The organism is Nocardioides sp. AN3 (genome assembly GCF_054653495.1).
Genome location: NZ_BAAIGC010000013.1, coordinates 1 through 23,898 on the forward strand (window position 1 = coordinate 1; position 23,898 = coordinate 23,898).

22 protein-coding genes are annotated in these 23,898 nt (G+C 70.9%); 1 reads left to right on the forward strand and 21 read right to left on the reverse strand.

The features are described from left to right. Positions 1–115: 115 nt before the first annotated feature. From ACYQ1K_RS15300 to yczR, 21 genes are all read right to left on the reverse strand, one after another. On the reverse strand, positions 116–2,158 hold the full coding sequence (locus tag ACYQ1K_RS15300; RefSeq protein WP_459983976.1) for a primosomal protein N': 2,043 nt from the start codon (positions 2,156–2,158) through the stop codon (positions 116–118). A 90-nt stretch (positions 2,159–2,248) separates the two neighbouring features. Then, positions 2,249–5,041, reverse strand: coding sequence for a M4 family metallopeptidase (locus ACYQ1K_RS15305; protein ID WP_459983977.1), 2,793 nt, complete (start codon positions 5,039–5,041; stop codon positions 2,249–2,251). Positions 5,042–5,132: 91 nt separating this feature from the next. Further along, positions 5,133–6,335, reverse strand: coding sequence for a methionine adenosyltransferase (gene metK, locus ACYQ1K_RS15310; protein WP_459983978.1), 1,203 nt, complete (start codon positions 6,333–6,335; stop codon positions 5,133–5,135). Positions 6,336–6,425: 90 nt separating this feature from the next. Next, positions 6,426–7,625 (reverse strand): bifunctional phosphopantothenoylcysteine decarboxylase/phosphopantothenate--cysteine ligase CoaBC, encoded by a 1,200-nt coding sequence (gene coaBC / locus ACYQ1K_RS15315; protein ID WP_459984107.1) that lies wholly within the window; start codon positions 7,623–7,625, stop codon positions 6,426–6,428. Positions 7,626–7,726: 101 nt separating this feature from the next. Next, complete coding sequence (gene rpoZ, locus ACYQ1K_RS15320; protein WP_459983979.1) at positions 7,727–8,059, reverse strand: DNA-directed RNA polymerase subunit omega; 333 nt, start codon at positions 8,057–8,059, stop codon at positions 7,727–7,729. A gap of 11 nt (positions 8,060–8,070) precedes the next feature. Further along, complete coding sequence (gene gmk, locus ACYQ1K_RS15325) at positions 8,071–8,685, reverse strand: guanylate kinase (RefSeq protein WP_459983980.1); 615 nt, start codon at positions 8,683–8,685, stop codon at positions 8,071–8,073. After that, a complete protein-coding gene (gene mihF / locus ACYQ1K_RS15330; protein ID WP_459983981.1) occupies positions 8,678–8,998 on the reverse strand; it encodes an integration host factor, actinobacterial type in 321 nt (106 codons plus the stop codon). The genes gmk and mihF overlap by 8 nt, the downstream gene beginning before the upstream one ends. 146 nt (positions 8,999–9,144) lie before the next feature. Beyond that, the gene (locus ACYQ1K_RS15335) at positions 9,145–9,588 is read right to left on the reverse strand and encodes a hypothetical protein (RefSeq protein ID WP_459983982.1); all 444 of its coding nucleotides are present in this window, start codon (positions 9,586–9,588) and stop codon (positions 9,145–9,147) included. Positions 9,589–9,631: 43 nt separating this feature from the next. Beyond that, positions 9,632–10,444 (reverse strand): orotidine-5'-phosphate decarboxylase, encoded by an 813-nt coding sequence (gene pyrF, locus ACYQ1K_RS15340; protein WP_459983983.1) that lies wholly within the window; start codon positions 10,442–10,444, stop codon positions 9,632–9,634. After that, positions 10,441–11,481 carry a quinone-dependent dihydroorotate dehydrogenase gene (locus tag ACYQ1K_RS15345; protein ID WP_459983984.1) on the reverse strand — a complete coding sequence of 347 codons (1,041 nt, stop codon included), beginning with the start codon at positions 11,479–11,481 and terminating at the stop codon, positions 10,441–10,443. The genes pyrF and ACYQ1K_RS15345 overlap by 4 nt, the downstream gene beginning before the upstream one ends. Further along, the gene (gene carB, locus ACYQ1K_RS15350; protein ID WP_459983985.1) at positions 11,481–14,792 is read right to left on the reverse strand and encodes a carbamoyl-phosphate synthase large subunit; all 3,312 of its coding nucleotides are present in this window, start codon (positions 14,790–14,792) and stop codon (positions 11,481–11,483) included. Before carB ends, ACYQ1K_RS15345 begins: the two co-directional genes overlap by 1 nt. A gap of 5 nt (positions 14,793–14,797) precedes the next feature. Further along, positions 14,798–15,982 (reverse strand): glutamine-hydrolyzing carbamoyl-phosphate synthase small subunit, encoded by a 1,185-nt coding sequence (carA, locus tag ACYQ1K_RS15355; RefSeq protein WP_459983986.1) that lies wholly within the window; start codon positions 15,980–15,982, stop codon positions 14,798–14,800. A 117-nt stretch (positions 15,983–16,099) separates the two neighbouring features. Continuing rightward, complete coding sequence (locus ACYQ1K_RS15360; protein ID WP_459983987.1) at positions 16,100–16,351, reverse strand: DUF1810 family protein; 252 nt, start codon at positions 16,349–16,351, stop codon at positions 16,100–16,102. Continuing rightward, positions 16,348–17,619 carry a dihydroorotase gene (locus tag ACYQ1K_RS15365; protein ID WP_459983988.1) on the reverse strand — a complete coding sequence of 424 codons (1,272 nt, stop codon included), beginning with the start codon at positions 17,617–17,619 and terminating at the stop codon, positions 16,348–16,350. Before ACYQ1K_RS15365 ends, ACYQ1K_RS15360 begins: the two co-directional genes overlap by 4 nt. After that, entirely contained in the window at positions 17,616–18,560 is a 945-nt protein-coding gene (locus tag ACYQ1K_RS15370) for an aspartate carbamoyltransferase catalytic subunit (protein WP_459983989.1), read from the reverse strand. Before ACYQ1K_RS15370 ends, ACYQ1K_RS15365 begins: the two co-directional genes overlap by 4 nt. Next, positions 18,557–19,135 carry a bifunctional pyr operon transcriptional regulator/uracil phosphoribosyltransferase PyrR gene (gene pyrR / locus ACYQ1K_RS15375; RefSeq protein WP_459983990.1) on the reverse strand — a complete coding sequence of 193 codons (579 nt, stop codon included), beginning with the start codon at positions 19,133–19,135 and terminating at the stop codon, positions 18,557–18,559. Before pyrR ends, ACYQ1K_RS15370 begins: the two co-directional genes overlap by 4 nt. 67 nt (positions 19,136–19,202) lie before the next feature. Next, positions 19,203–20,216: an NADPH:quinone reductase gene (locus ACYQ1K_RS15380; protein ID WP_459983991.1), complete on the reverse strand. Its 1,014-nt coding sequence runs from the start codon at positions 20,214–20,216 to the stop codon at positions 19,203–19,205. A gap of 123 nt (positions 20,217–20,339) precedes the next feature. After that, on the reverse strand, positions 20,340–20,510 hold the full coding sequence (locus tag ACYQ1K_RS15385) for a CsbD family protein (RefSeq protein WP_459983992.1): 171 nt from the start codon (positions 20,508–20,510) through the stop codon (positions 20,340–20,342). A gap of 77 nt (positions 20,511–20,587) precedes the next feature. Then, on the reverse strand, positions 20,588–21,016 hold the full coding sequence (nusB, locus tag ACYQ1K_RS15390) for a transcription antitermination factor NusB (RefSeq protein ID WP_459983993.1): 429 nt from the start codon (positions 21,014–21,016) through the stop codon (positions 20,588–20,590). Between the two features lies 1 nt (position 21,017). Further along, positions 21,018–21,584 carry an elongation factor P gene (gene efp, locus ACYQ1K_RS15395; protein ID WP_459983994.1) on the reverse strand — a complete coding sequence of 189 codons (567 nt, stop codon included), beginning with the start codon at positions 21,582–21,584 and terminating at the stop codon, positions 21,018–21,020. A 95-nt stretch (positions 21,585–21,679) separates the two neighbouring features. Continuing rightward, positions 21,680–23,158, reverse strand: a complete 1,479-nt coding sequence (yczR, locus tag ACYQ1K_RS15400; RefSeq protein WP_459983995.1) for a MocR-like transcription factor YczR — start codon at positions 23,156–23,158, stop codon at positions 21,680–21,682. Between the two features lie 61 nt (positions 23,159–23,219). Here yczR and yczE point away from each other — a divergent pair, with 61 nt between their 5' ends. Further along, positions 23,220–23,873 carry a membrane protein YczE gene (yczE, locus tag ACYQ1K_RS15405; RefSeq protein ID WP_459983996.1) on the forward strand — a complete coding sequence of 218 codons (654 nt, stop codon included), beginning with the start codon at positions 23,220–23,222 and terminating at the stop codon, positions 23,871–23,873. Positions 23,874–23,898 lie beyond the last annotated feature (25 nt).

Below are 23,898 nucleotides of genomic sequence, written 5' to 3' on the forward strand. Positions count from 1 at the left end.
CCTCATCAAGACCGACGGACCACTCTCCGACGATGGGCAGTCGGGCTGGGATCCGCTCGACGAATGAGGCTCGCGTGCCCCGCGGATGCACGGACCATGTCGCTAGCAACGTGTCTCACAGGCTGACCGGATCGACCTGCACCCGCACAGGGTCGAGCTTGCGGGCGGCACGCACACGCTGGAGCTCGAGGAGTGCGCTGGAGAGGGCGGCCCCTTCGGCGCGCGGGACACGGACGACGACCCGCCACTGCTCCTCGCCTGTCGGCACCGGCCCGAGGACTTCGGCGCCGGCAGGGGCCGTGAGAAGGGTCAGCGCATCGTCGAGGGCTCCAGGGTCGCCGCTGAGCGTGGCGAGCCGCGCGGCGGGCGGCAGATGTGCCTCTGCGCGCTGGGCGGCCTCGCGCCGGGCGAACCCTCGCTGGTCCCACCGGACAAGCGCCTGCAGTGCGGGATGGGCTGGATCCCCGACGGCGACCGCACGGCCACCGGGGGCGACCAGAGCGACCGCGTTGCTCCAGCGACGCAGCGCCTCCTCGTCGGTGCGCAGGTCGGGCCGACCCAGCAGCAGCCACGTGTCGAGAAGCACGACGGCGGCGTAGCCCGGCGCGGCGACAGGCTCGGCCCCGGGCGTCGCCACGACGATGACTCGTCCGGCGGGGGCCGACGAGAGCACGCGTTCACCGCCGGAGGTGACGACCCGGATCCCCGGAAAGGCTCGTCCGAGCTCCTCGGCCGTGCGGGCGTGGCCCAGCACCGGCGCTCGCAGACCGCGGTGCTCGCACAACGGACACGCCCAGTGCGACGCCTCGGCGGCGCACCAACCGCAAGCCGGAGGTGTCGTGGCGCCGGTGAGCCGCAGCGGACCACTGCAGACGGCGCAGCGCGCGGGCGTCCGACACCGCTCACAGGCGAGCGCGGCCGCATAGCCCCGCCGGGGTGTCTGCACAAGCACAGGACCTTCGTCGAGGGCGGCCCGCACGGTCTCGTAGACCTCCCGCGGCACCCGGGAGACCCGCGCGAGCGGGTCCCTGTCGAGCTCGATGTCGCTCGCCCCCGTGATGCTGACGCGCACACGCTCACGCGCCAAGGCGCGCATCGGGGCGATCTCCTGGGCCCATCCGGAGCGCAGCAGCTGGTCGGCCTCGACAGTGCGAGCGAAGCCCCCGACGAGTGCTCCGGCGCCTTCCTGCTCGGCACGGAGAAGGAGGGTCTCGCGAACATGCGGGTACGGCGCCCGCGGCTCGGCAAGCAGGTCGTCGCCGTCGTCCCAGACCGCGACGAGTCCCAGGTCCTGCACCGGCGCGAACGCGGCTGCGCGGGTGCCGACCGCCACACGGACCGTGCCGCGTCGGACGGCCAGAAAGGCCCGGTAGCGCGCGGCCGGTCCGCTGTCGGCCGTCAGCGTGACGTGCTGTCCCTCCCCGAGCACCGCGTCGAGCGCTGCCGAGAGGCGCGCGACGTCCTTGCCATCGGGGACGCACACCACGGCGCCACGATCGCTCGCGCGCACCGCCGCCACCGCGTGTGCCAGCAACAGTGGCCAGTCGGTGCCGGCGGCGGCGTGCCACGCCCCGCGGGGCGACCCTCCCGACGCGAGGTGCCGCAGGAAGGCCTCGCCCGGCTCGTGGCCCGCCCATGCCGCGATGGCCGCCGACGGGTCAAACGCCGTCGCGGCACCCGGGGCGCGCGACGCCTCCTTCTCGGCCGCTGCGTGCCGCGACGGGATCGCCAGGCGGAGCACGTCCGACCGGGTGCCTGCGTAGCGGCTCGCCAGGCCAGCCGCGAGCTCCGCGATGGCCGGACTGAGCACAGGCTCCGGGCTGACCACCCGCCTGAGCGGCGTGAGCCGACCCTCGTGCTCCGACGCCTGGGTGCGAGCAAGCACGAAGCCGTCGACGTCCTGCCCGGCGAACCGCACCTTCACCCGGACCCCCGGCACCGCCGTCTCGGCCATGCTCACGGGCACGGCGTAGTCGAAGGTGCGATCCAGGTGCGCCGGCTGCAGATCCAGCAACAGCTGCGCGACGGGCGACTGGTCGGCGATCTGCGCCTCGGCCTGCTTGCGCTCCCGCGTCGCCCTCGCCTTGGCCCGACCCTCGGCCACCTTGTCGCGGACGAGACCCGGCAGCTCGAGTGCCGGTGGCTCGTCGGGGGTCATGGGCGCAGTTCTACCAGCGCCTCCGGACAGCGCCGACTCGGCACCTCCCCGCACTCCACAGGGCCGAGTCGGCGCTCTTCGCCGGGATCGTTACTTCACCTTGGGTGTGCGCGCCGACGTCACCGACGTGGTGCTGTAGCCGACCTTGTGCCCGGTCACCCGCACCGCGATCGCCTTGCCGCGGTCGGCCTTCGTCAGCTTGTACGTCGCCTTGGTGGCGCCCCTGATCACCTTGCCGGACCGCAGCCACTGGTACGACAGCGTGACTCCGGAGGGCCTCCAGGTCCCCGGGACTGCCGTCAGGAGCTTGCGGACCTTCGCCGTGCCGGTCACCCGAGGCCGTGGAGCGACGATCGCACCGGGTGCGACCGTGGCCGCAGAGCTGGTCCTCGCTGCTGACGACAGACCGGATCCACTGGCGGTCACCCGCACCGAGAGCCGATGACCGACGTCCGCAACGGATGGCGTGTAGCTCGTGGTGACCGCACCGGAGATCGGGCCTCCGTCCTTCAACCACTGATAGCTGAGCCCGTCAGGGGCCGGCAGCCAGCCTCCGGAGGTCGCGGTCAGCCGAGAGCCGACTCGAACCGGGCCGTTGATGACCGGCGCCGTGGTGGAGACCATGCTGGTCGAGCAGGTGTAGACCCTGATGTCGTCGAGGAACCAGCCCGGAAACGAGTAGGAGTTGTCGTTGTTCAGGGTGAACCTCGGCCTGACGGAGTGGCCGGCGAAGCTCGACAGGTCCAGCTGACTGGCGATCCAGCCGTGACTGTCGCCACCGAAGCCCAGCCGCCCGCCGGCAGGATTGCCGTACAGGTTGGAGATCCGATTCGTGGGGCCGTTGATCCAAGCGGGCTGTCCGTTCACCGGCGCCAGCGTCGCGGCGTCCGTCCCGTTGACTTCGACGGTGCCGGCGTCATAGAACCCGGAATTGTCATAGTCGAGCAGGTACCACCCCTGAAACCACAGGTACGACGGCTGGCCTGCGGGCAGGTTCACCGCGCTTGCAAACGTCAGCGACGAAGACGCTGGAGCGGTCGCCGCCGCGCTCCAGTTGCGCGTGTTGGACCATGACAACACGTCTGACGTCGCGTTGCTGCCGTAGTAGGGCGACTCGGTGTCAGACCAGTTGTTGCCAAGAGTGAACTTGGCGCCGCGGTTCCCACTCTCGCTGTCGAACATCACGACCTGCTGGGTTCCGACCGGACAGCTGTTCGCCGAAGCATCGTCTGGCTGAGAGGCGAACGTCGGCGTCGTGCGCAGCTCCGTGGCCAGGGTGGCCGCGTGCACGCCCGCGCAGTCGTCGCTCGTGAATCCGGCGGTTCCGGCAGTCACCAGGTCCTGACAGCTCTGGTCCAGCCGCGCGGCCAGGTCGGCGTAGTCGCTGCCGGAGTTCAGCTTCTCAAGGACGTCGGCGTAGAGCGTGGCGGTCTTCGTGAGCTCCGGGTCGCCGGCGTCGATGCCCGTGATCGTCTGGCCGTTGAACGAGCCGCCCTGCGAGATGAGGTACGCCGTCTTGTTGCCGACGCCACTGTCGGTGTGAACCCCACCGTTGTCGCCGTAGCCATCGGCGACATCGTTGGTGTAGAAGGAGCTGGTCATCCGGTCGGGCTGGTTGAACGCGGTGGGGTCCGACATGCTTCGCAGCGCACCGCCCGGGAGGTCCTCCCCCAGCGACCAGTCGTCCGGAGCGTCGCCTGGCGACACATTCCGGTGGTCGACGATCTCGCCCATGATGTCGGCCAGCGACTCGTTGATGGCGCCGGACTGCCCGAAGTAGAAGAGCTGAGAGAAGTGGTCGATGACACCGTGGGTCATCTCGTGGCCGACCACGTCGTCGGCGCCGGCGTACCCGGCGCCGTAGTACATCTGGGTGCCGTCCCAGAACGCGTTGTCCATCGGACAGGTGTCCCCGGTGTAGCACCAGTTCACCGTGGAAGCGAGCTTCTTGCCGTCTGCAGTCGAAACGCCGAGCAGGTCCGTCAGGTCGAGACCCGCCACCTGTGAGTAGAAGTCCGCCACCGCGCCGGAGAGCTGGAACGCGCTCTCCACGTCGCCAGTGGAGGGGCCGGACCCCTCCGTCCGCGCGAAGCCCGACGCACAAGGAACATCGACGCCCTGCGGGACGTTGGCGTTGTCGCACACGACCCGGTCCACCCCCTCGTTCTCGTCGAGGTTGAGGATCGGCGCGCCGGACTGGTCGTCGATGAGGACGAGGCGACGTACGGCGGCTCCATCTGTGACCTCGAGGCGCCATCCCGTCCGCACGCCGTCAGGCGCGGGCTGACCGAAGACCGACGGGTCGAAGACCCACCGACCCTCGGACGAGACCTGCAGATCCGCGGACCGCTCCGAGCGCCCGACGAGCGCCCGGGCCGCAGCGGTGGCCTGGGCCTGAGTCACGTGAGGAACGGCGACGCTCTCGGCCGGGCTGAGCGTCGAGCCGACCGAGGCCAACTCACGGTCAGAGCGCAGAGAGAGGACGACCTGGCCGCCGAGGACCGGCACATCGTCCACACGCTGCTGGAACCGGACGACGTCCTGGCCGCTGACGGTGTGCGACGTCTGTGCGAGATGAAGCGTGGTGCCGGGGCGGTCCGCACCGAAGGCGCCGCCGTAGCGCTTGAGATGGGCCCGTGCTGCGGCCTCGACACCGGTGCCGCGGCCGACGTCCGGGTTGTCGATCCTCGCGCCGGCCCCCACGCCGGCGAACCGCAGTCCCCCATCGCCGCGCATCGTCGTCAGCGTGGACGAGGCATCGTCACGCAGCGCGCTCACTCCGGAGCCTGCGCGGCCGGCGCTGGCCTGCGCCGCGACCGGGGCGATCAGCCCGCTCGAGGCGACGAGCGCCGCCACCACCATCATCGACTTGCGCCGAGCCATCCTGAGCGTCCTCCTAGGAGCGTCGCAACGCTGCCCAGGGCCTGAAGACAGCAGAAGGCCGGGTGGTCACCCACCCGGCCCTCTCAGGATTTCACAGACCGACAGCAGTCCGCAGCGCTTCGGCGCGATCGGTCCTCTCCCAGGTGAACTCGGGAAGCTCGCGACCGAAGTGGCCGTACGCCGCCGTCTTGGCGTAGATCGGGCGCAGCAGGTCGAGGTCGCGGATGATCGCGGCCGGGCGCAGGTCGAAGACCTCGAGCACGGCCTTGCGGATCTTCTCCACCGGAGCGGTCTCGGTGCCGAACGTCTCGACGTAGACGCCCACGGGGGCGGCCTTGCCGATCGCGTAGGCGACCTGGACCTCGGCGCGGCGGGCGAGGCCCGCGGCGACGATGTTCTTGGCCACCCAGCGCATCGCGTACGCCGCCGAGCGGTCGACCTTCGACGGGTCCTTGCCGGAGAAGGCGCCCCCGCCGTGGCGGGCCATGCCGCCGTAGGTGTCGACGATGATCTTGCGGCCGGTCAGACCGGCGTCACCCATCGGGCCCCCGATGACGAAGCGACCGGTCGGGTTGATGTAGAGCTTGAGGCCGTCCGAGGGCACGCTGTCCTTGAAGGACTCCAGCACCGGCTCGATGACGTGCTTCTTGATGTCGGGAGCCAGGGTCGCCTCGAGGTCGACGTCCTCGGCGTGCTGCGTCGAGAGCACGACCGCGTCGATGCGTACGGGGCGGTTCTCCTCGTCGTACTCGATGGTGACCTGGGTCTTGCCGTCGGGACGCAGGTAGGGCAGCGTGCCGTTCTTGCGGACCTCGGTCAGCCGCTCCGCGAGCGTCTGGGCGATCTTGATCGGCAGCGGGAAGAGCTCCGGGGTGTCGTCGCAGGCGTAGCCGAACATGAGGCCCTGGTCGCCGGCGCCCTGCCTGTCGAGCTCGTCGCCGGAGTGGTCGACGCGCTCCTCGAAGGCGTCGTCGACGCCCTGGGCGATGTCGGCCGACTGAGCGCCGATGGCGACCTGCACACCGCAGGAGTTGCCGTCGAAGCCCTTGTCGGAGGAGTCGTAGCCGATCTCGAGCACCTTCTGGCGCACCAGCTGCGCCACCGGCGCGTAGGCGTCGGTGGTGACCTCGCCGGCCACGACGACGAGGCCGGTGGTCAGCAGGGTCTCGACCGCGACGCGGCTCTTCGGGTCGTGCTCGAGGAGGTAGTCGAGCACGGTGTCGCTGATCTGGTCGGCGATCTTGTCGGGGTGCCCTTCGGTCACCGACTCAGAGGTGAACAGACGTCCGGTCACGATGGATCTCTCCCGTTTCTGCTGGCGTTCTTGTGGTCTAACGGTAACGACGCCGTCCACCGTACGGACCGGCGTCTCATTGTCACACGATCAGGTCGACATTCGGGCAACGACCTGGTCCCAGATGACGTGGGCCAGAGCGCCTTTGGAGCCCGACGGCACCTCGACGGACGCACCGTCCGCGGCGAGGATGACGGCCTCGTTGTCGGGGCTGCCGAACACCGCTCCCCCACTGACGTCGTTGACGACCAGGAGGTCGCAGCCCTTGCGGGCGAGCTTCGCCCGCGCCAGCTCCAAGACGCTGCCCGTGTGGTCGCCGGTCTCCGCCGCGAACCCGACGATGACGCTCTCGGGCCGTGAGCGGTGGTGGCTGATCTCGTGCAGGATGTCGGCGTTCTGAGTGAGCTCGATCGTCGGCGCCGAGCCGTCGGCCGCCTTCTTGATCTTGGCGTCGCTGACCGCGGTGGGCCGGAAGTCGGCGGGCGCAGCCGCCATGACCACGGCGTCGGCCCCGGGCGCGGCCGACACGACCTCGTCGCGCAGCTGAGCGGTCGTCTCGACGCGGACCACCTTGACCCCCGCGGGGTCCGGAAGGCTCACGTTGGCCGCGATGAGAACCACCTCGGCACCGCGGGCGGCGGCCGCGCGCGCGAGCGCGTAGCCCTGGAGCCCGCTGGAGCGGTTGCCGAGGAACCGGACGGGGTCGAGATACTCCCGCGTGCCGCCGGCGCTGACCACGACCCGCCGTCCGACCAGGTCGGGCGTCACGGCGCCTCGGGCGAGGATCTCGGTGCACACGGCGAAGATCTCCTCAGGGTCGGGCAGCCGGCCCTTGCCGGTGTCCTTCCCCGTCAGCCGGCCCTCAGCCGGCTCGATGACGAACGCGCCTCGCTGGCGCAGAGTCGCGACGTTGTCGCGTGTCGCCGGGTGCTCCCACATCTCGGTGTGCATCGCCGGCGCGAACACGACCGGACACTGCGCCGTGAGCAGCACGTTGGTGAGCAGGTCGTCGGCCAGTCCGTGGGCCGCGCGCGCGAGCGTGTTGGCCGTCGCCGGTGCGACGACGACGAGGTCGGCCTGCTGACCGAGCCGCACGTGTGGCACCTCGGTGATGCTCTCGAAGACCCCGGTCGCGATCTCCTTCCCGGAGAGCGCGGCCCACGTCGGAGCACCCACGAACTCCAGCGCCGACGCGGTCGGCACGACGGTCACGTCGTGCCCGGACTCGGTGAACCTGCGCAGCAGCTCAGCGGACTTGTAGGCCGCGATGCCGCCGGCGACCCCGAGCACGACCCGAGGTCGAGCCGAGGTCGAGCCGGAGGCGACCTGGCTTGAAACGACGGAGTGCCGCTCCCCGGCGTGGGGAGCGGCACTGTCGGTGCTGTCAGTCGTCACTCGCCGACCGCGAACGGGTCCGTCGCGGTCGCAGCTCGCTGGGCGGCCTCCTCGGCGGCGAGCTCCGCGGGGTCGACCTCCTCGCAGGTGAGCAGGTCCTCGTTGATCTCGCGCAGCGCGATGGAGAGCGGCTTCTCCTGCACGTGCGTCTCGACGAGCGGCCCGACGTACTCCAGAAGTCCCTCTCCCAGCTGGGAGTAGTAGGCGTTGATCTGACGGGCGCGCTTGGCTCCGTAGAGCACCAGTCGATACTTGCTGTCGGTCTTGCTCAGCAGGTCGTCGATCGAGGGGTTGGTCACGCCCTGGGCGTCGATCTCGGGGGCAGCCACGCGTTCTTGCCTCACTGTCGGGGTTCGATGGGCTCATGCACACCTGGTGCGCCGAGCGTCATCAAGGTTACCAACTCCTCCGCTGCAGCGTGAACTTCGCGATTGACGATGGTGACGTCGAACTCACGCTCGGCCTCCAGCTCGACCCGCGCCGTGGCCAGCCGCCGCTCGCGCTCCTCCTCGCTCTCGGTGCCGCGCCCTACGAGCCTGCGCACGAGCTCCTCCCAGGAGGGCGGCGACAGGAAGACGAACAGGGCGCCGGGCATCGTCTGCCGCACCTGGCGCGCGCCCTGGAGGTCGATCTCGAGGAGGGCCGGTCGGCCGGCTGCGAGCGCCTCCTCGACGGGGGCGCGCGGCGTGCCGTAGCGAGCGACCTGGTGCACCGTCGCCCACTCCAGCAGCTCGCCGGCGGCGATCATGCGGTCGAACTCCTGGTCGGAGACGAACCAGTAGTGCACGCCGTGCACCTCGCCCGGACGTGGTCGGCGTGTGGTGGCGGAGACGGAGTACCACACCTCCGGGTGCGACTCCCGCACCGCGGCAGCGACGGTCCCCTTGCCCACGGCCGTGGGGCCGGCCAGCACGACCAGGCGAGACGGTCGAGTCGCCGGGGGCGCGTCAGCCACGCCGGGCGAACTCCTCAGTCAGCGCCTCGATCTGCTTGAAGCCGAGCCCGCGGACCCGACGGCTCTCCGCGATGTTGAGACGCTCCATCATCTGGCGCGCGCGGACCTTGCCCACGCCGGGCACGGCCTGAAGCAGGTCGAGCACCTTCATCTTGCCGATGACCTCGTTGGTCTGACCCTGCTCGATCACCTCGAGCACCGAGCCGCCCGAGTTCTTGATCCGGTTCTTCACCTCGGCCCGCTCCCGTCGGGAGGCGGCCGCCTTGTCGAGGGCGGCCTGGCGCTGTTCGGGCGTGAGCGGGGGCAGAGCCACGTGCGTGGTCCTTCGGAGGTCGGAGCGGACAGGGTCGAGCTCAGCATCGAGCTCGGAGCCGATCCTCAGCCTCGAGGCGCGTCGTGCTGCGGCCGACTCCGGGTCAACATAGCCGCCGCCTCCGGAGGCGGCAACGCAGGGATCCCCTAGAGGGTGAGCGGAGCGTGGCAGACGTCGCGGGCCTGCTGGTCGACGGCGGCGAGGGCAGCCCGGGTGCGTGCCGCGCCCACCTCGGTGGCGGCCGCGACGATCCTGTCCTGCGCGCCCTTGGCCAGCCCGGCCGGGGGCTCCGCGGCGTCGTACGTCGCCGGGTCGACGCCCGCCGCCTTCAGCGCGGCCTGGAGGTGAGCCAGAGCAGTGGTCACGACCGTCCAGTCGTCATAGATGTCGCTCGGCGCCTTGTCCCGCAGCGCCTCGAACGTCGGCAGGGCCTGCAACAGCGCCTGCCGGCCGCCGGCGTCGAGTGTCTTGCTCAGCGCGTCGCGGTGGCTCTTCACCGCATCGCAGTAGCTGGCGGTCTTGTCGGCGCTGCAAGCGGTCAGGCCGGCGAGGACGAGGGCCGTCGCCAGGCCGCCGAGCAGGAGTCGCACGCCGGCCATCCAAGCAGAGACGTGGACGGGGCCAGGCGCCCGCTCAGCCCCGCAGCTCGTCGTTGGTCCGCAGAGCCGCGTCACGTAGGGCGTCGACAGAGGGCCCGGCGCGTAACAGGCCGCGCGACGAGGACGGCAGGACTGTCAGCGAGCCGAAGAGGCGGCGGATGTCGGCCGCCGTGCCTCCCTGCTCCCCGAACCCGGGCGCGAGGATCGGCCCGTTGAACCCGAGGTCCTCGACAGCGGAGCCGATCGTGGCACCCACCACCGCGCCGAAGGAGCCGAGCGGCGCCGCGCCGTCGTTGAGCCGACGCAGATGATCGAACATCCGACCGGCCACGGTCTCCCCGGTGTCCACGGTGGCCGACTGCACCTCCGGACCCTCCTTGTTCGAGGTGAGACCCAGCACGAAGAGGCCGGCGTCGAAGCGGCGCGCCGTGTCGACGAAGGGGTCGAGCGACCCGAAGCCGAGGTATGGCGACACCGTGATCGCATCCGCAGCCAGGGGCGAGGCGGGGTCGAGATAGGCATCGGCGTACGCCTGAGAGGTCGAGCCGATGTCGCCTCGCTTGACGTCGAGCAGGACCAGCGCGCCGAGGGCTCGCGACTCCGCGATGACACGCTCGAGCACCGCCACCCCCGCCGAGCCGAACCGCTCGTAGAAGGCACTTTGCGGCTTGATCACCGAGACGTGCGGCGCCAGCCCCTCCACGGCCGTGAACGCGAAGGTCTCCAGGCCCTCGACCGTGTCCTCGAGCCCCCACTCGGCCAGCAGTGAGGCGTGCGGATCGATGCCGGCGCACAGCGGCCCGCGCTCACCGACTGCCGCAGCAAGCCGCCCCCCGAAGCTCGTCATGCGATCCCCTTCGCGATCCGTCGCGGCCACAGCGGCCCCTCGTAGATGAACGCCGTGTAGCCCTGCACCAGGTCCGCACCTGCCGCGATCCGCTCGCGCGCGTCGTCGACCGTGGTGATGCCGCCGACGCCGATGAGGGTCAGCCGGTCGCCGACGCGTCCGCGCAGCAGGCGCATGACGTCCGTCGCCCGGCCGCGCAGCGGTCGGCCCGAGAGACCTCCGGCCCCGACCTGCCCGATCTCGCTCGGGTGGCTGCGCAGCCCGTCGCGCGAGATCGTCGTGTTGGTGGCGATGATGCCGTCGAGCCCGAGCTCGAGCGCCAGCTCGGCGACCGCGAGCACGTCCTCGTCGGCCAGGTCCGGAGCGATCTTCACTAGCAGGGGCACACGGCGGTCGGTCACGCCGTCGGCGGTGGTCCGGACGTGCTGGAGCAGCGGCCCGAGCTTCTCGACCGCCTGCAGGGAGCGCAGTCCGGGCGTGTTCGGTGAGCTGACGTTGACGACGAGATAGTCGGCGTACGGCGCCAGCAGACGCGTCGACTTGCCGTAGTCGGCCTCCACGGCCGCCTGGTCGTCCTCGGGGACGACCTTCGTCTTGCCGATGTTGACGCCGAGGACGGGGCCGAGGGCGCCCGAGCGACGCCGGTCCAGCCGCGCCTTCAGGCGGTGCGCGACGACCTCCGCGCCGTCGTTGTTGAACCCCATCCGGTTGATCACGGCGTGGTCCGAGCGCAGGCGGAACAGGCGTGGCCTCGGGTTCCCGGGCTGGGCCTCCCCGGTGACCGTGCCGATCTCGACGTGCCCGAAGCCGAGGCCCGCGAGGGCGTCGATGCCGACCGCGTTCTTGTCGAACCCGGCCGCCAGCCCGAGCCGGTTGCCGAACCTCAGCCCGAGCGCCTCGACGGGCTCACCGACGCCCGCCAACCGCCCGAGCAGGGGCTGCGCCGCCCTGATCGCGCGGAAGGCGCTGTGGTGCGCCTCCTCGGGGTCGGTGCGGGTGAGGACGTGGTCGAAGAGCAGCCGGTAGGAGCGACCCATCAGACCGTCTCGACCGGCACGAGGGCCGACCACTCCTGCAGCGACCGGACATCGATGTCACCCTGACGCAGCGCCGCGATGCCCTGGACCGCGGCGGCGAGGCCCTGCACCGTGGTGATGCACGGGGTCCCGGACAGCACCGCGGCCGACCGGATCTCGTAGCCGTCGGCGCGAGCGCCGCTGGCGGATCCGTTCGGGGTGTTGACGATCAGATCGACCTCGCCGTCGAGGATGAGCTGGACGGTGGTCGGTTCGCCGTTCGGTCCGGTCCCGTCGGAGTGCTTGCGGACGACCGTCGACGGGATGCCGTTGCGCCGGAGCACCTCGGCGGTGCCCTGCGTGGCGAGGATCTCGAAGCCGTAGTCGGCGAGCACTCGGGCCGGGAAGATCATCGTCCGCTTGTCGCGGTTGGCGATCGACACGAACACCTTGCCCGCCGTCGGCAGCGGACCGAACGAGCCGGCCTGGGCCTTGGCGAACGCCTTCCCGAAGTCGGCGTCGAACCCCATGACCTCGCCCGTCGACTTCATCTCGGGCCCAAGCACGGTGTCGACGAACTGCCCCTCCTCGGTGCGGAAGCGGTTGAACGGCAGGACCGCCTCCTTGACCGCGATGGGCGCATCCGCCGGCAGCGTGCCACCGTCACCGGTGGCCGGCAGCACGCCGGAGGCGCGCAGGTCGGCGATCGAGTCGCCCATCATGACCCGCGAGGCGGCCTTGGCCAGGGAGGTGCCGGTCGCCTTCGAGACGAACGGGACCGTGCGGGAGGCGCGGGGGTTCGCCTCGAGGACGTAGAGGACGTCGGCACCGAGGGCGAACTGGATGTTGATGAGGCCCCGGACGCCCACCCCCTTCGCGATGGCCTCGGTCGCCGCGCGGATGCGATCGATCTCCGCGGCACCGAGCGTGATCGGCGGCAGGGCGCAGGAGGAGTCGCCGGAGTGGATGCCGGCCTCCTCGATGTGCTCCATGACGCCGCCGAGGAAGAGGTCCGTACCGTCGTACAGCGCGTCGACGTCGATCTCGACCGCGTCGTCGACGAAGCGGTCGACCAGCACCGGCCGGTCGGGGCTGATCTCGGTCGCGGCCTCGATGTAGGACTGCAGGGCGGTGTCGTCGTAGACGATCTGCATGCCGCGGCCCCCGAGGACGTACGACGGCCGCACGAGGACCGGGTAGCCGATCTCGTGTGCGATCGTGCGAGCGTCCTCGAACGAGACGGCCGTGCCGTGCTTCGGCGCGATCAGGCCGGCGTCGGCGAGCACGCGTCCGAAGGCGCCACGCTCCTCGGCCAGCTCGATCGCCTCCGGCGAGGTGCCGACGATCGGAACGCCGGCGTCCTGAAGGCCCTGCGCGAGGCCGAGCGGCGTCTGACCCCCGAGGGTCGCGATGACCCCGGCGATCGGGCCGGCGGCCTTCTCGGCCTCGTAGATCTCGAGCACGTCTTCGAGGGTGAGCGGCTCGAAGTAGAGCCGGTCGGAGGTGTCGTAGTCGGTCGAGACGGTCTCGGGGTTGCAGTTGACCATGACCGTGTCGTAGCCGGCCTTGGACAGCTCCAGGGAGGCGTGCACGCAGGAGTAGTCGAACTCGATGCCCTGACCGATGCGGTTCGGCCCCGAGCCGAGGATGAGGACCGCCGGCCTCTCGCGCGGCGCGACCTCGGTCTCCTCGTCATAGGAGGAGTAGTGGTACGGCGTCTTGGCCGCGAACTCGGCCGCGCAGGTGTCGACGGTCTTGTAGACCGGCCGCACCCCCAGCTCGTAGCGGGCCTGACGGACGTCCGCCTCGGACAGGCCTCGGATCTGGGCCACTTGGGCGTCCGAGAGCCCGTGCCGCTTGGCGAGTCGCAGGGTGTCGGCGTCGAGCTCCGGAGCGTCGCCGACGGCGGTCGCGACCTCGTGGATGAGGAACAGCTGGTCGACGAACCACGGGTCGATCTTGGTGGCGTCGAAGACCTCCTCGGGCGTCGCGCCCGCGCGGATCGCCTGCATGACCTTCTGCAGGCGACCGTCGTGCGGGACCCTCGTCTGGTCGAGCAGCGCCGCCTTCTCTCCCGGGTCCCCGACCCAGGTGAACGGTGCGCTCTTGTTCTCCAGCGAGCGCAGCGCCTTGTTGAGCGCCTCGGTGAAGTTGCGGCCGATCGCCATCGCCTCGCCGACGGACTTCATGTGCGTCGTGAGCGTGGGGTCGGCGGTCGGGAACTTCTCGAACGCGAAGCGCGGGACCTTCACGACGACGTAGTCGAGCGTCGGCTCGAAGGAGGCCGCGGTGCTCCGTCCATTCTCTCCGGCGGTGATGTCGTTGGCGATCTCGTCCAGCGTGTAGCCCACGGCGACCTTCGCCGCGATCTTCGCGATCGGGTAGCCCGTCGCCTTCGAGGCCAGCGCGCTCGAGCGGGACACGCGCGGGTTCATCTCGATCACGATCACACGACCGTCGGCGGGATTGACGGCGTACTGGATGTTGCAGCCGCCGGTGTCGACGCCGACCTCGCGGATGATGCCGATGGCGAGGTCGCGCAGGTGCTGGTATTCGCGGTCGGTCAGCGTCATCGCCGGAGCGACCGTGATGGAGTCGCCGGTGTGGACTCCCATCGGGTCGAGGTTCTCGATCGAGCAGATGATGACGACGTTGTCGGCCTTGTCGCGCATCACCTCCAGCTCGTACTCCTTCCAGCCGATGATCGACTCCTCGATCAACACCTCGGTGGTCGGCGACGCGGCCAGACCGGCGCCAGCGATGCGGTGCAGGTCGGTCTCGTCGTAGGCGATGCCGGAGCCGAGGCCGCCCATGGTGAAGGAGGGGCGGACGACGACCGGGTAGCCGAGCGCCTCGGTGGCTTTCTCGACCTCGGCCATCGTGTGGCACACGAAGCTGCGGGCGACCTCGCCGCCCACCTTGGCGACGATGGCGTTGAACTTCTCGCGGTTCTCACCGCGGTGGATCGCGTCGAAGGAGGCGCCGATCATCTCGACGCCGTACTTCTCCAGCACGCCGTTCTCATGCAGAGCGGTGGCGGTGTTGAGCGCCGTCTGACCGCCCAGGGTCGGCAGGATGGCGTCGGGGCGCTCCTTGGCGATGACCTTCTCGACGAACTCGGGCGTGATGGGCTCGACGTAGGTGGCGTCGGCGAACTCCGGGTCGGTCATGATCGTCGCCGGGTTGGAGTTCACGAGGATGACCCGCAGGCCTTCGGCCTTGAGGACGCGACACGCCTGGGTGCCGGAGTAGTCGAACTCGCAGGCCTGGCCGATGACGATCGGGCCGGAGCCGATGACGAGGACGCTCTGGATGTCGGTGTGCTTGGGCATGTGCGTCACGCACCCTTCCGGTCGGTCATGAGCTGGACGAAGCGGTCGAACAGGTACGCCGCATCGTGCGGTCCGGCTGCCGCCTCGGGGTGGTACTGCACCGAGAAGCCCAACAGGTCGCCGTCCTTGTCGCGCAGCTCGAGGCCCTCGACGCAGTCGTCGTTGAGGTTGACATGGGAGACCGAGGCGACGCCGAACGGCGTGTCCGTCGGCCGGTCGGTCGGCGCGTCGACCGCGAAGCCGTGGTTGTGGGCCGTCACCTCGACCTTGCGGGTCGTGAGGTCCATGACCGGCTGGTTGATGCCGCGGTGGCCGTACTTGAGCTTGTAGGTGCCGAAGCCCAGTGCGCGACCGAAGAGCTGGTTGCCGAAGCAGATGCCGAAGTAGGGGATCTCCCGGCCCAACGCCTCCTGCAGCAGCTCGATCTGATGGGTCGTCGCCGCCGGGTCGCCGGGGCCGTTGGAGTAGAACAGCCCGTCCGGTCCGCCGTGCTCGCCACCGACGGCCAGGACGTCGTCCAACGTCGCCGTCGCGGGGAGCACGTGCACCTCGATGCCGCGCTCGGCCATCCGCTGCGGCGTCATCTCCTTGATGCCGAGGTCGAGCGCGGCGACGGTGAGCCGCTTCTCGGCGCCCCACGGTCCGGGCTGGGCCGGCACGACGTAGGGCTCGGTCGTGGTGACCTCGTCGGCCAGCTCGGCCCCGATCATCTCGGCGCTCGCGCGGACCTTGGCGAGCAGTGCCTCCGGGTCGGTCTCGACCGTGGAGATGCCGACCCGCATCGCGCCGCGCTCGCGCAGGTGGCGGGTCAGCGCGCGGGTGTCGACGCCCGCGATGCCGACGACGCCCTGCTGCCGCAGCTCGTCGTCGAGGGTGCGCTTCGAGCGCCAGTTGCTCGGGACCCGAGCGGGGTCGCGGACGACGTACCCGGCCACCCAGATCCGACGCGACTCGGGGTCCTCGTCGTTGACGCCGGTGTTGCCGACGTGCGGGGCGGTCATCACGACGACCTGGCGGTGGTAGGACGGGTCGGTCAGGGTCTCCTGGTAGCCGGTCATGCCGGTGGAGAAGACGGCCTCGCCGAAGGTCTCGCCCTCGGCCCCGAACGACTCGCCGCGGAAGGTGCGCCCGTCCTCCAGAACGAGAAGAGCGCTGCGCTTGACCTGCGGACTCGTGGCATGCAGCGGCACGCCGTACCTCCTTCTCCGCCTCTCTGGACGGCCTCTTAAAGGATGTCGGACTCGAGGAGCGACCCTACCAGCGCGCCGCAGCCGACCGTTCATCGAGGTCGGCAGCCGGACCCGCCGTCACTCCCCCAGGAACGCCTCGGTCCGGGGATCGCGCTCGCCGTCGAAGAACGCGTCCAGCACCTGCTGGAAGACCGGCTCGGCCGGGTCGGCGATCGCGAAGAGCTGCGACGTCGGCGAGGATCCCAGCCCGGCCACCTGCGGGAAGATCCACCACATCCAGTGGCTGGTCTTCCGGCCGCGTCTCAGCTCGGCGAGTGCCTGCTCGTAGGAGCCCTCCTGCGCGTCGTGGAACCGCTGCAGATCGGTCATCCTCCGAACGTACGGGCTCCCCGCAACCAGGTGCCGACCACGCGACCCGTCACCGTCCGGCCGTGCCAGGGGTTGTTGCGGCTCAGCGAGAGCGAGGCGTCGCGGTCCACGACGTACGACGCGGTCGGGTCGACCAACGTCAGGTTGGCCGGCTCGCCGGCGACGACCGGACGGCCGTGGCCCTCGAGACCGGCGATCGCAGCCGGGTTGGCGGACATGACGCGGGCGACGCCGGCCCAGTCCAGCTGGCCGCTCTCGACCATGACCGTGGCGACGACCGACAGCGCCGTCTCGAGTCCGAGCATGCCGAAGGCCGCGTCGACGAAGGCGTGCTCCTTGTCGTGCCGGGCGTGCGGTGCATGGTCGGTCGCGACGGCATCGATCGTCCCGTCGGCGAGCGCAGCCCGCAGCGCCTCGACGTCCTCAGCCGGCCGCAGGGGCGGGTTGACCTTGAACGTCGGGTCGTAGCCGCTCAGCAGGTCCGTCGTGAGCAGCAGGTGGTGGGGAGTCACCTCGGCGGTCACCGAGATCCCCTGGGCCTTGGCCCACCGCACGACCTCGACGGAGCCTGCCGTCGACACGTGCGCCACGTGGACGCGCGAGCCGGTGTGCCGCGCCAGCATCACGTCCCGGGCGACGATCACCTCCTCGGCGATCGACGGCCAGCCGGGCAGGCCCAGCTCGCCCGAGAGCGGGCCCTCGTGACAGCACGCAGCGTGCGGGGCGAGGGCAGGGTCCTGGCTGTGCTGGCTGATGACACCACCGAACGCCTTGACGTACTCCAGCGCGCGGCGCATCACCCGCGCGTCGGCGACGCAACGCCCGTCGTCGGAGAAGACCCGGACCCGCGCCCGCGAGCGGGCCATGAGCCCCAGCTCCGCCAGCTCCTCGCCTGCCAGGCCGCGCGTCACGGCGCCCACCGGCTGCACGTCGACGAGACCGGCCGCGCGGCCCAGGTCGAGAACTCGCTCGGCGGCCTCGGCGGTGTCGGTGACCGGGGTGGTGTTCGCCATGGCGAGGACCGACGTGTAGCCGCCGGCCGCAGCGGCGCGGGAGCCCGAGGACACCGTCTCGGCGTCCTCGCGTCCCGGCTCACGCAGGTGGGTGTGCAGGTCGACCAGGCCGGGCAGGAGGACGAGGCCGTCGGCGTCGACGGTCTCCTCCGCATACGGGGACAGGGACCCGACCTCGCGGATGACGCCGTCCTCGACGTACACGTCGGCGGCCTCGCCTCCGAGCAGCCGGGCCCCCTTGATCAACAGGCTCACTTCTGGTCCTCTCCGGCGAGCAGGTGGTAGAGCACGGCCATACGGACCGCGACGCCGGCCGACACCTGGTCGAGCACGGCCGAGTCGACGGCGTCCGCGGCGTCCGCGGAGATCTCCAGGCCGCGGTTCATGGGGCCGGGGTGCAGGATCGGGGTGCCCGGCGCGAGCCGTCCGAGCCGGTCGCGGGTGAGACCGTAGCCGACTGTGTACTCCCTCGCGCTCGGGAAGTAGCCGCCGCTCATCCGCTCCCGCTGGACGCGGAGCATCATCACCGCATCCGGCCCGGAGTCGCCACTGCCGAGCACGTCGTCGAGGTCGTACGACGTCTCGAAGCCGGCCTGGGCCGACCACCGGGCGATCCCGCTCGGCATCAGCGTCGGCGGCGCAACGACCGTGACGCGCGCACCGAGCTTGGTGAGCGCCTTGACGTTGGACCGGAAGACGCGCGAGTGGGTCAGGTCACCGACGATCGCGACGTGGCGTCCCTCGAGCGACCCGAGCCTGCGGGTGAGCGTATAGGCATCTAGGAGCGCCTGCGTCGGGTGCTCGTGGGTCCCGTCGCCGGCGTTGATGACCGGGACGTCGACCCACTCGCTGACCTGCTGGGCGGCCCCGCTGGCGGAGTGACGCATGACAAGGCCGTCGACACCCATCGCGGTGACCGTGAGGACGGTGTCGCGCAGCGACTCGCCCTTCGACGTCGACGACCCCTTCGCGGAGAGGTTGATGACGTCGGCGCTCAGCCACTTGCCGGCGATCTCGAAGGACGACCGGGTGCGGGTGGAGTCCTCGAAGAACAGGTTGATGACCGTCCGGCCCCGCAGCGCCGGCAGCTTCTTCACCTCGCGGCGCTGCACGTCGTGCATCTCGGCCGCGGTCTCGAAGAGCGCCCCGATGTCGTCGGCCGTCACGTCGTCGATCGAGAGCAGATGCTTCTTCATCGCGTGGCCTCCGGCTGTGAGCCGTCCGTGATGCGGACCTCGTCCAGGCCGTCGGTCTCGGCGAGATGGACGCGCACCTTCTCGCTGCGCGCCGTGGGCAGGTTCTTGCCGACGTGGTCGGCGCGGATCGGAAGCTCGCGGTGGCCGCGGTCTACGAGGACGGCGAGCCGGACGACCGCCGGTCGCCCGAGGTCGGAGAGCGCGTCGAGAGCCGCCCGGATCGTGCGCCCGCTGTAGAGCACGTCGTCGACGAGCACCACGGTCTTGCCGTCGAGGCCGCCGGCGGGCAACGAGGTCTTGTGCGGGGCGCGCGTGGGGTGGCTGCGCAGGTCGTCGCGATACATCGTCACGTCGAGCGAGCCGACCGCCACGGGCGTGCCCTCGACCGCCTCGATGCGCTCGGCGATGCGGCGTGCGAGCGGGACGCCCCGCGTGTGCAGCCCCAGCAGCAGAAGGCCCTCGGCGCCACGGTTCTTCTCGAGAAGCTCGTGGGAGATGCGGGTCAGTGCGCGGGAGACGTCGTCGGCGTCGAGCACGACGCGGCCGTCGCCCGATGATGCGTCAGGAGAGGACATGCCTCGCCGGACCTCCTTCTCCGCCTCACAGGACGGGTCGTTAAAGGATGTCGGAACGGGCAGCAGACTAGTCCAGGTCGAGGAGCACCTTGCCAACCGCACCCTGTTCGACGGCGTCGTGCGCGGCGGCCGCCTCCTCGAGCGGGTAGTGGTGCAGCGGCACGCCGACCTCCTCCCCCACCTGCAGCGCGCCTGCCTCGACAGCGGTCGCGATGTCCTCGGCGGCGGCTCGCACCAGCTTCGGGGCGAGGGTGTAGAGCAGCACGTACTGGTAGCGCAGGTTCTTCGAGAACGTCGCGCGCACCGAGGTCGTCATCTCGTCGCCGCCGTTGTTGGCGTAGATCGCGACCGTGCCGTGCACGCGCAGCACCTCGCGGTCGAGGGCGTTGTTCACCGCGGGCGCGACCTCGACGACGAGGTCCACGCCGTCGGGCGCGAGGGCCTTGATCTCGGCGACCGGATCGCCGACGCGGTAGTTGACTGTGTGGTGCGCACCGGCCGCGACCGCCAGAGCGGCCTTCTCCTCACTGCTCACCGTGGTGAGCACGGTGGCGCCGGCCCAGCGCGCCAGCTGGATGGCGGCGTTGCCGACGGCGCCTGCCCCGCCGGCGACCAGGACCGTGTGGCCCGCCAGTACGCCGGGCGAGAGACGCTCGACGTCGCCGGAGGTCAGCGCCCGGTGAGCGGTGACGGCCGGCACGCCGAGCGAGGCGCCGAGGTCGTACGACGCCCCGACGGGCAGGTGAACGGCGTTCTCGGCCGGCAGCACGACGTACTCCGCGGCCGTGCCGTAGGGCCGGCCGTGCTGCGCGAGCAGGACCCAGACCCGGTCCTCCACGGCGAACCCGAGGACGCCCTCACCGACCGCGTCGACGACGCCCGCGCCGTCCTGTCCCGGCGTGATCTCCTCGAAGGGAAGCGCGGCATACGTCCCGCCCGCCCGCGCCTTCCAGTCGGTCGGGTTCACGCCGGCCCGCACGATCCGGACCCGCAGCTCCCCCGGACCCGGCTCCGGCACGTCGCGCTCCACCAGGCGCAGGACGGAGGCGGGACCGGTCTCGGAGTAGACGATGGCACGCATGGTGCCGACGGTACCCAGCGGATGCACCCGAGCAGATCGTCCCGAGCAGATGCTCCCGGCGAAATGCCACGAGGGGCACGGCTCTCACCGTGCCCCTCGTGTGGCTCCGCAGGCGTCGGACGCTCAGTCGAACGCGTCCTTGACCTTCTCGCCGGCCTGCTTGAGGCTGCCCTTGGTCTGGTCGGTCTTGCCCTCAGCCTCGAGGTCCTTGTTGTCCGTGGCCTTGCCGACGGCTTCCTTGGCCTCGCCGACCTTCTCCTCGGCGTAGTTCTGAGCCTTGTCCTTCTCACCCATGGGGGGCTCCCCTCTCTGGTCGGTGTCCGACGAGGTCCCGGTAACCGACTGCGGGAGAGGAATGCCTCACGGCTCGGTCAGGAGAGCTGGGCCTTGTCGCGTTGGATGGCGCCGAGGATCCCGTTGACGAATTGGGGCGACTCGTCGGTGGACAGGTCGCGGACGAGCTGCATCGCCTCGCTGATCGCCACGTGCTCGGGCACGTCGGTGGAGTGCAGGAGCTCCCACACGCCGAGCCGCAGCACGTTGCGGTCCACCGCCGGCATGCGGTCCAGGGTCCAACCCTGGGAGTAGGTCGAGAGCAGCTCGTCGATGCGCGCCTGCTCGCCGACCACGCCGCGGACCAGCGTCGCGGTGTAGGCATTGCCCGGGCCCTCGCCGTCGGCGACCGCCTCGTCGAGCATGTCCACGGCACTCAGCCCGCGTGCCTCGGCCGCGAAGAGCAGGTCGAGAGCCCGCTTGCGCGCCTTGGTGCGAGCGGTCGGCTGACCCGAGGGAGCAGCCACGTCAGCCCTTCACGCGGCTGAGGTAGGAGCCGCCCTCACGCGTGTCGACCTTGATCTTCTCGCCCTGCTCGATGAAGAGCGGGACCTGGATCTCGTGGCCGGTCTCGAGCGTGGCGGGCTTGGTCCGGCCCGTGGCCGAGTCGCCGACGACGCCCGGCTCGGTGTAGGTCACCTCGAGCTCGACCGAGGCGGGCAGCTCCACGAAAAGCACGCGGCCCTCGTTGGTGGCGACGATGACGTCGGTGTTCTCGAGCATGTAGTTCTTGGCGTCCGCCACGAGCTCGGGGCCGACCTCGATCTGGTCGTAGGTCGAGGTGTCCATGAACACGTAGTTGGTGCCGTCGTTGTACAGGTACTGGTAGGTCCGACGGTCGACCGTGGCGGTCTCGACCTTGGTGCCGGCGTTGAAGGTCTTGTCGACGTTCTTGCCCGACTCGACGTTCTTCAACTTGGTGCGCACGAACGCCGGGCCCTTGCCGGGCTTCACGTGCTGGAACTCGACCACCGACCAGAGCTGGCCGTCGATGTTGAGAACCATGCCGTTCTTGAGGTCGTTCGTGGTTGCCATGCGTCCAGCCTTCTGATCTGCAAGTTGTCAAGGTCTTCATGGGTGCCGCGGCACCAGCGGCCGAGTCTATCGGCGGCGCTGGGAGCGGACGAAACTCAGGCCACGATGACGCGGGCCGCGACCGGCCGGGCACCGGGGCGGGCATCGCGCCGGGCGCGGCGCCCGTCACCGGCCGCGCCGCGGCCCCCGACGACGTCCCAGGCCTCCGCCAGGACCCGGACCGCGGCGTCGAGCTCCTCGGGCGGGCGACTCCACGGGATGCGCAGGAAGTGGTCGAGGCCCCCCTCCATCGCGAACACAGGACCGGGGGCCACGACGGCGCCGCGTCGCTCGGCCTCGACGGCGACGTCGGTGGCGACCGGCTCCGGCAGGCGGCACCACAGGCACAGGCCGCCCCGCGGCGGCCGGAACGTCCACTCGGGCAGGTGCTCGCGCACCGCGCCCAGCAGTGCCGCCCGCTGCTCGCGCAGACGCGCACGGTGCGCCTCGACGACCGGCGCCGGGTCGTCGAGCAGGCGCGCGAAGGCCAGCTGCTCCAGGACAGGCGCGCCCAGGTCCAGGCGCACGCGAGCCTGGGTCAGCTCCCGCATCCGCGCAGCGTCGGGCACGCGGATCCAGCCGATGCGCAGGCCACCCCAGAAGCTCTTCGACGCGCTGCCCAGCGTGATCGTCTCCGGAGCGAAGGTCGCGAAGGGTGGGGGCATGTCGACGCCGTCGAGCATGAGCGCCTGGTGCGCCTCGTCCACGATGGGCACGGTCCCGGACGCGTGCAGCGCGGCGGCGACGCGCTCGCGCTCCTCGGCGCTCATCACGAGTCCCGTGGGGTTCTGGAAGTCCGGGATGAGCGAGGCCATCGCAGGTCTCGTGCTCCGCAGGGTGGCCTCGAGTCCGTCCAGCTCCCAGCCGTCCGGGGCCACCGGGAGGGCCACCAGCCGGGCGCCGGCGTTGCGCAGCGCGTCGACGGCATTGGGATAGGTCGGCGTCTCGACCAGCACCCGGGTCCCCGGCCGCGTGAACGCCTGTGCCACGATCGCCGCCGCCGAGAGGGCTCCCGGCGTCACCATGACCTGCTCGGGTCGCGTCGGCAGTCCCCGTGCGTCGTAGGACCGGGCGATCGCCTCCTGCAGCCTCGGCAGCCCGGCAGGGAAGTAGCCGTGTCCGCCCAGGTAGGCCGGAAGCTCGGCCACGGCGTCCGCATAGGCCGCAGCGAGGCCGGGTGGTGCCGAGCCGGCGGCGCAGTTGAGGTCGATCACGTCGTCGGACCGCCCGCCGGGCATGAGGGCCCGGTCGTGAGCGCGGCGCCGGTCGCCGGGCACGCGGGTGAAGGTGCCGGCGCCCTGGCGTGCCTCGGCATAGCCGCTCTCCACGAGGGCCGCGTAGGCCCGGGTCACCGTCGTCCGGGACACGCCGATGGCCGTGCTGAGGTCGCGTTCACTCGGCAGCCGGGTGGCGAGCGCGATCCGGCCGTCGCCGATGAGCAGGGTCAGGCTCTCGGCCAGCCCGGCGTACGCCGGCGAGCGGTGGAAGCCGTCGACGAGCTGGGCCAGCCGGCCGGCGTTGATCGTCCGCGTCATGCAGTCCACTGTCGCACGATTGGCTATTTCGGAACAGTCCAATCCGGTGGAGGCTTGTCACGTGACACCGCTCGCCGATCTCGGTCCCCTCGCCCAGCTGCGCGCCGGACGGCTGGGCCGTCGCCTCACTCAGCTCCTGGCGGGCCTGCTGCTCTACGGCGTCTCGCTGGCACTCATGGTCCGCGGCGGCCTCGGCGTCGCGCCGTGGGACGTGCTCCACCTGGGCATCGCCGACCACCTCGGGCTGAGCCTAGGCACGGTGCTCGTCGCCACGTCGTTCGCCGTGCTGCTGCTCTGGATCCCGCTGCGGGAGAAGCCCGGGATCGGCACGGTTGCCAACGCCCTGCTCATCGGCCCGAGCACGGATGCGACGCTGGCTCTGCTCGACCGCCCGGAGGCCCTCCTGGCGAGGGTGGCCCTCATGCTCGGTGGGGTGGCGCTGTGTGGACTGGCCACGGCGATGTACATCGGGGCGCAGTTCGGTCGCGGTCCACGTGACGGTCTCATGACCGGGCTCGCCCGCCGCACGGGCTGGTCGATCGGGCTCGTGCGCACCGGCCTCGAGGTCACTGTCGTGGCGCTCGGTCTGCTGCTCGGCGGCCCACTCGGCCTCGGCACGGTCGTCTACGCCCTCACGATCGGGCCGCTGACCCAGTGGATGCTGCCGCCGTGGACCGTCAGCCTGGCAAAATCCGAGGAGCCCGTGTTCGCCTGAGGGCCCCTCGCGACATGTCGCTGGT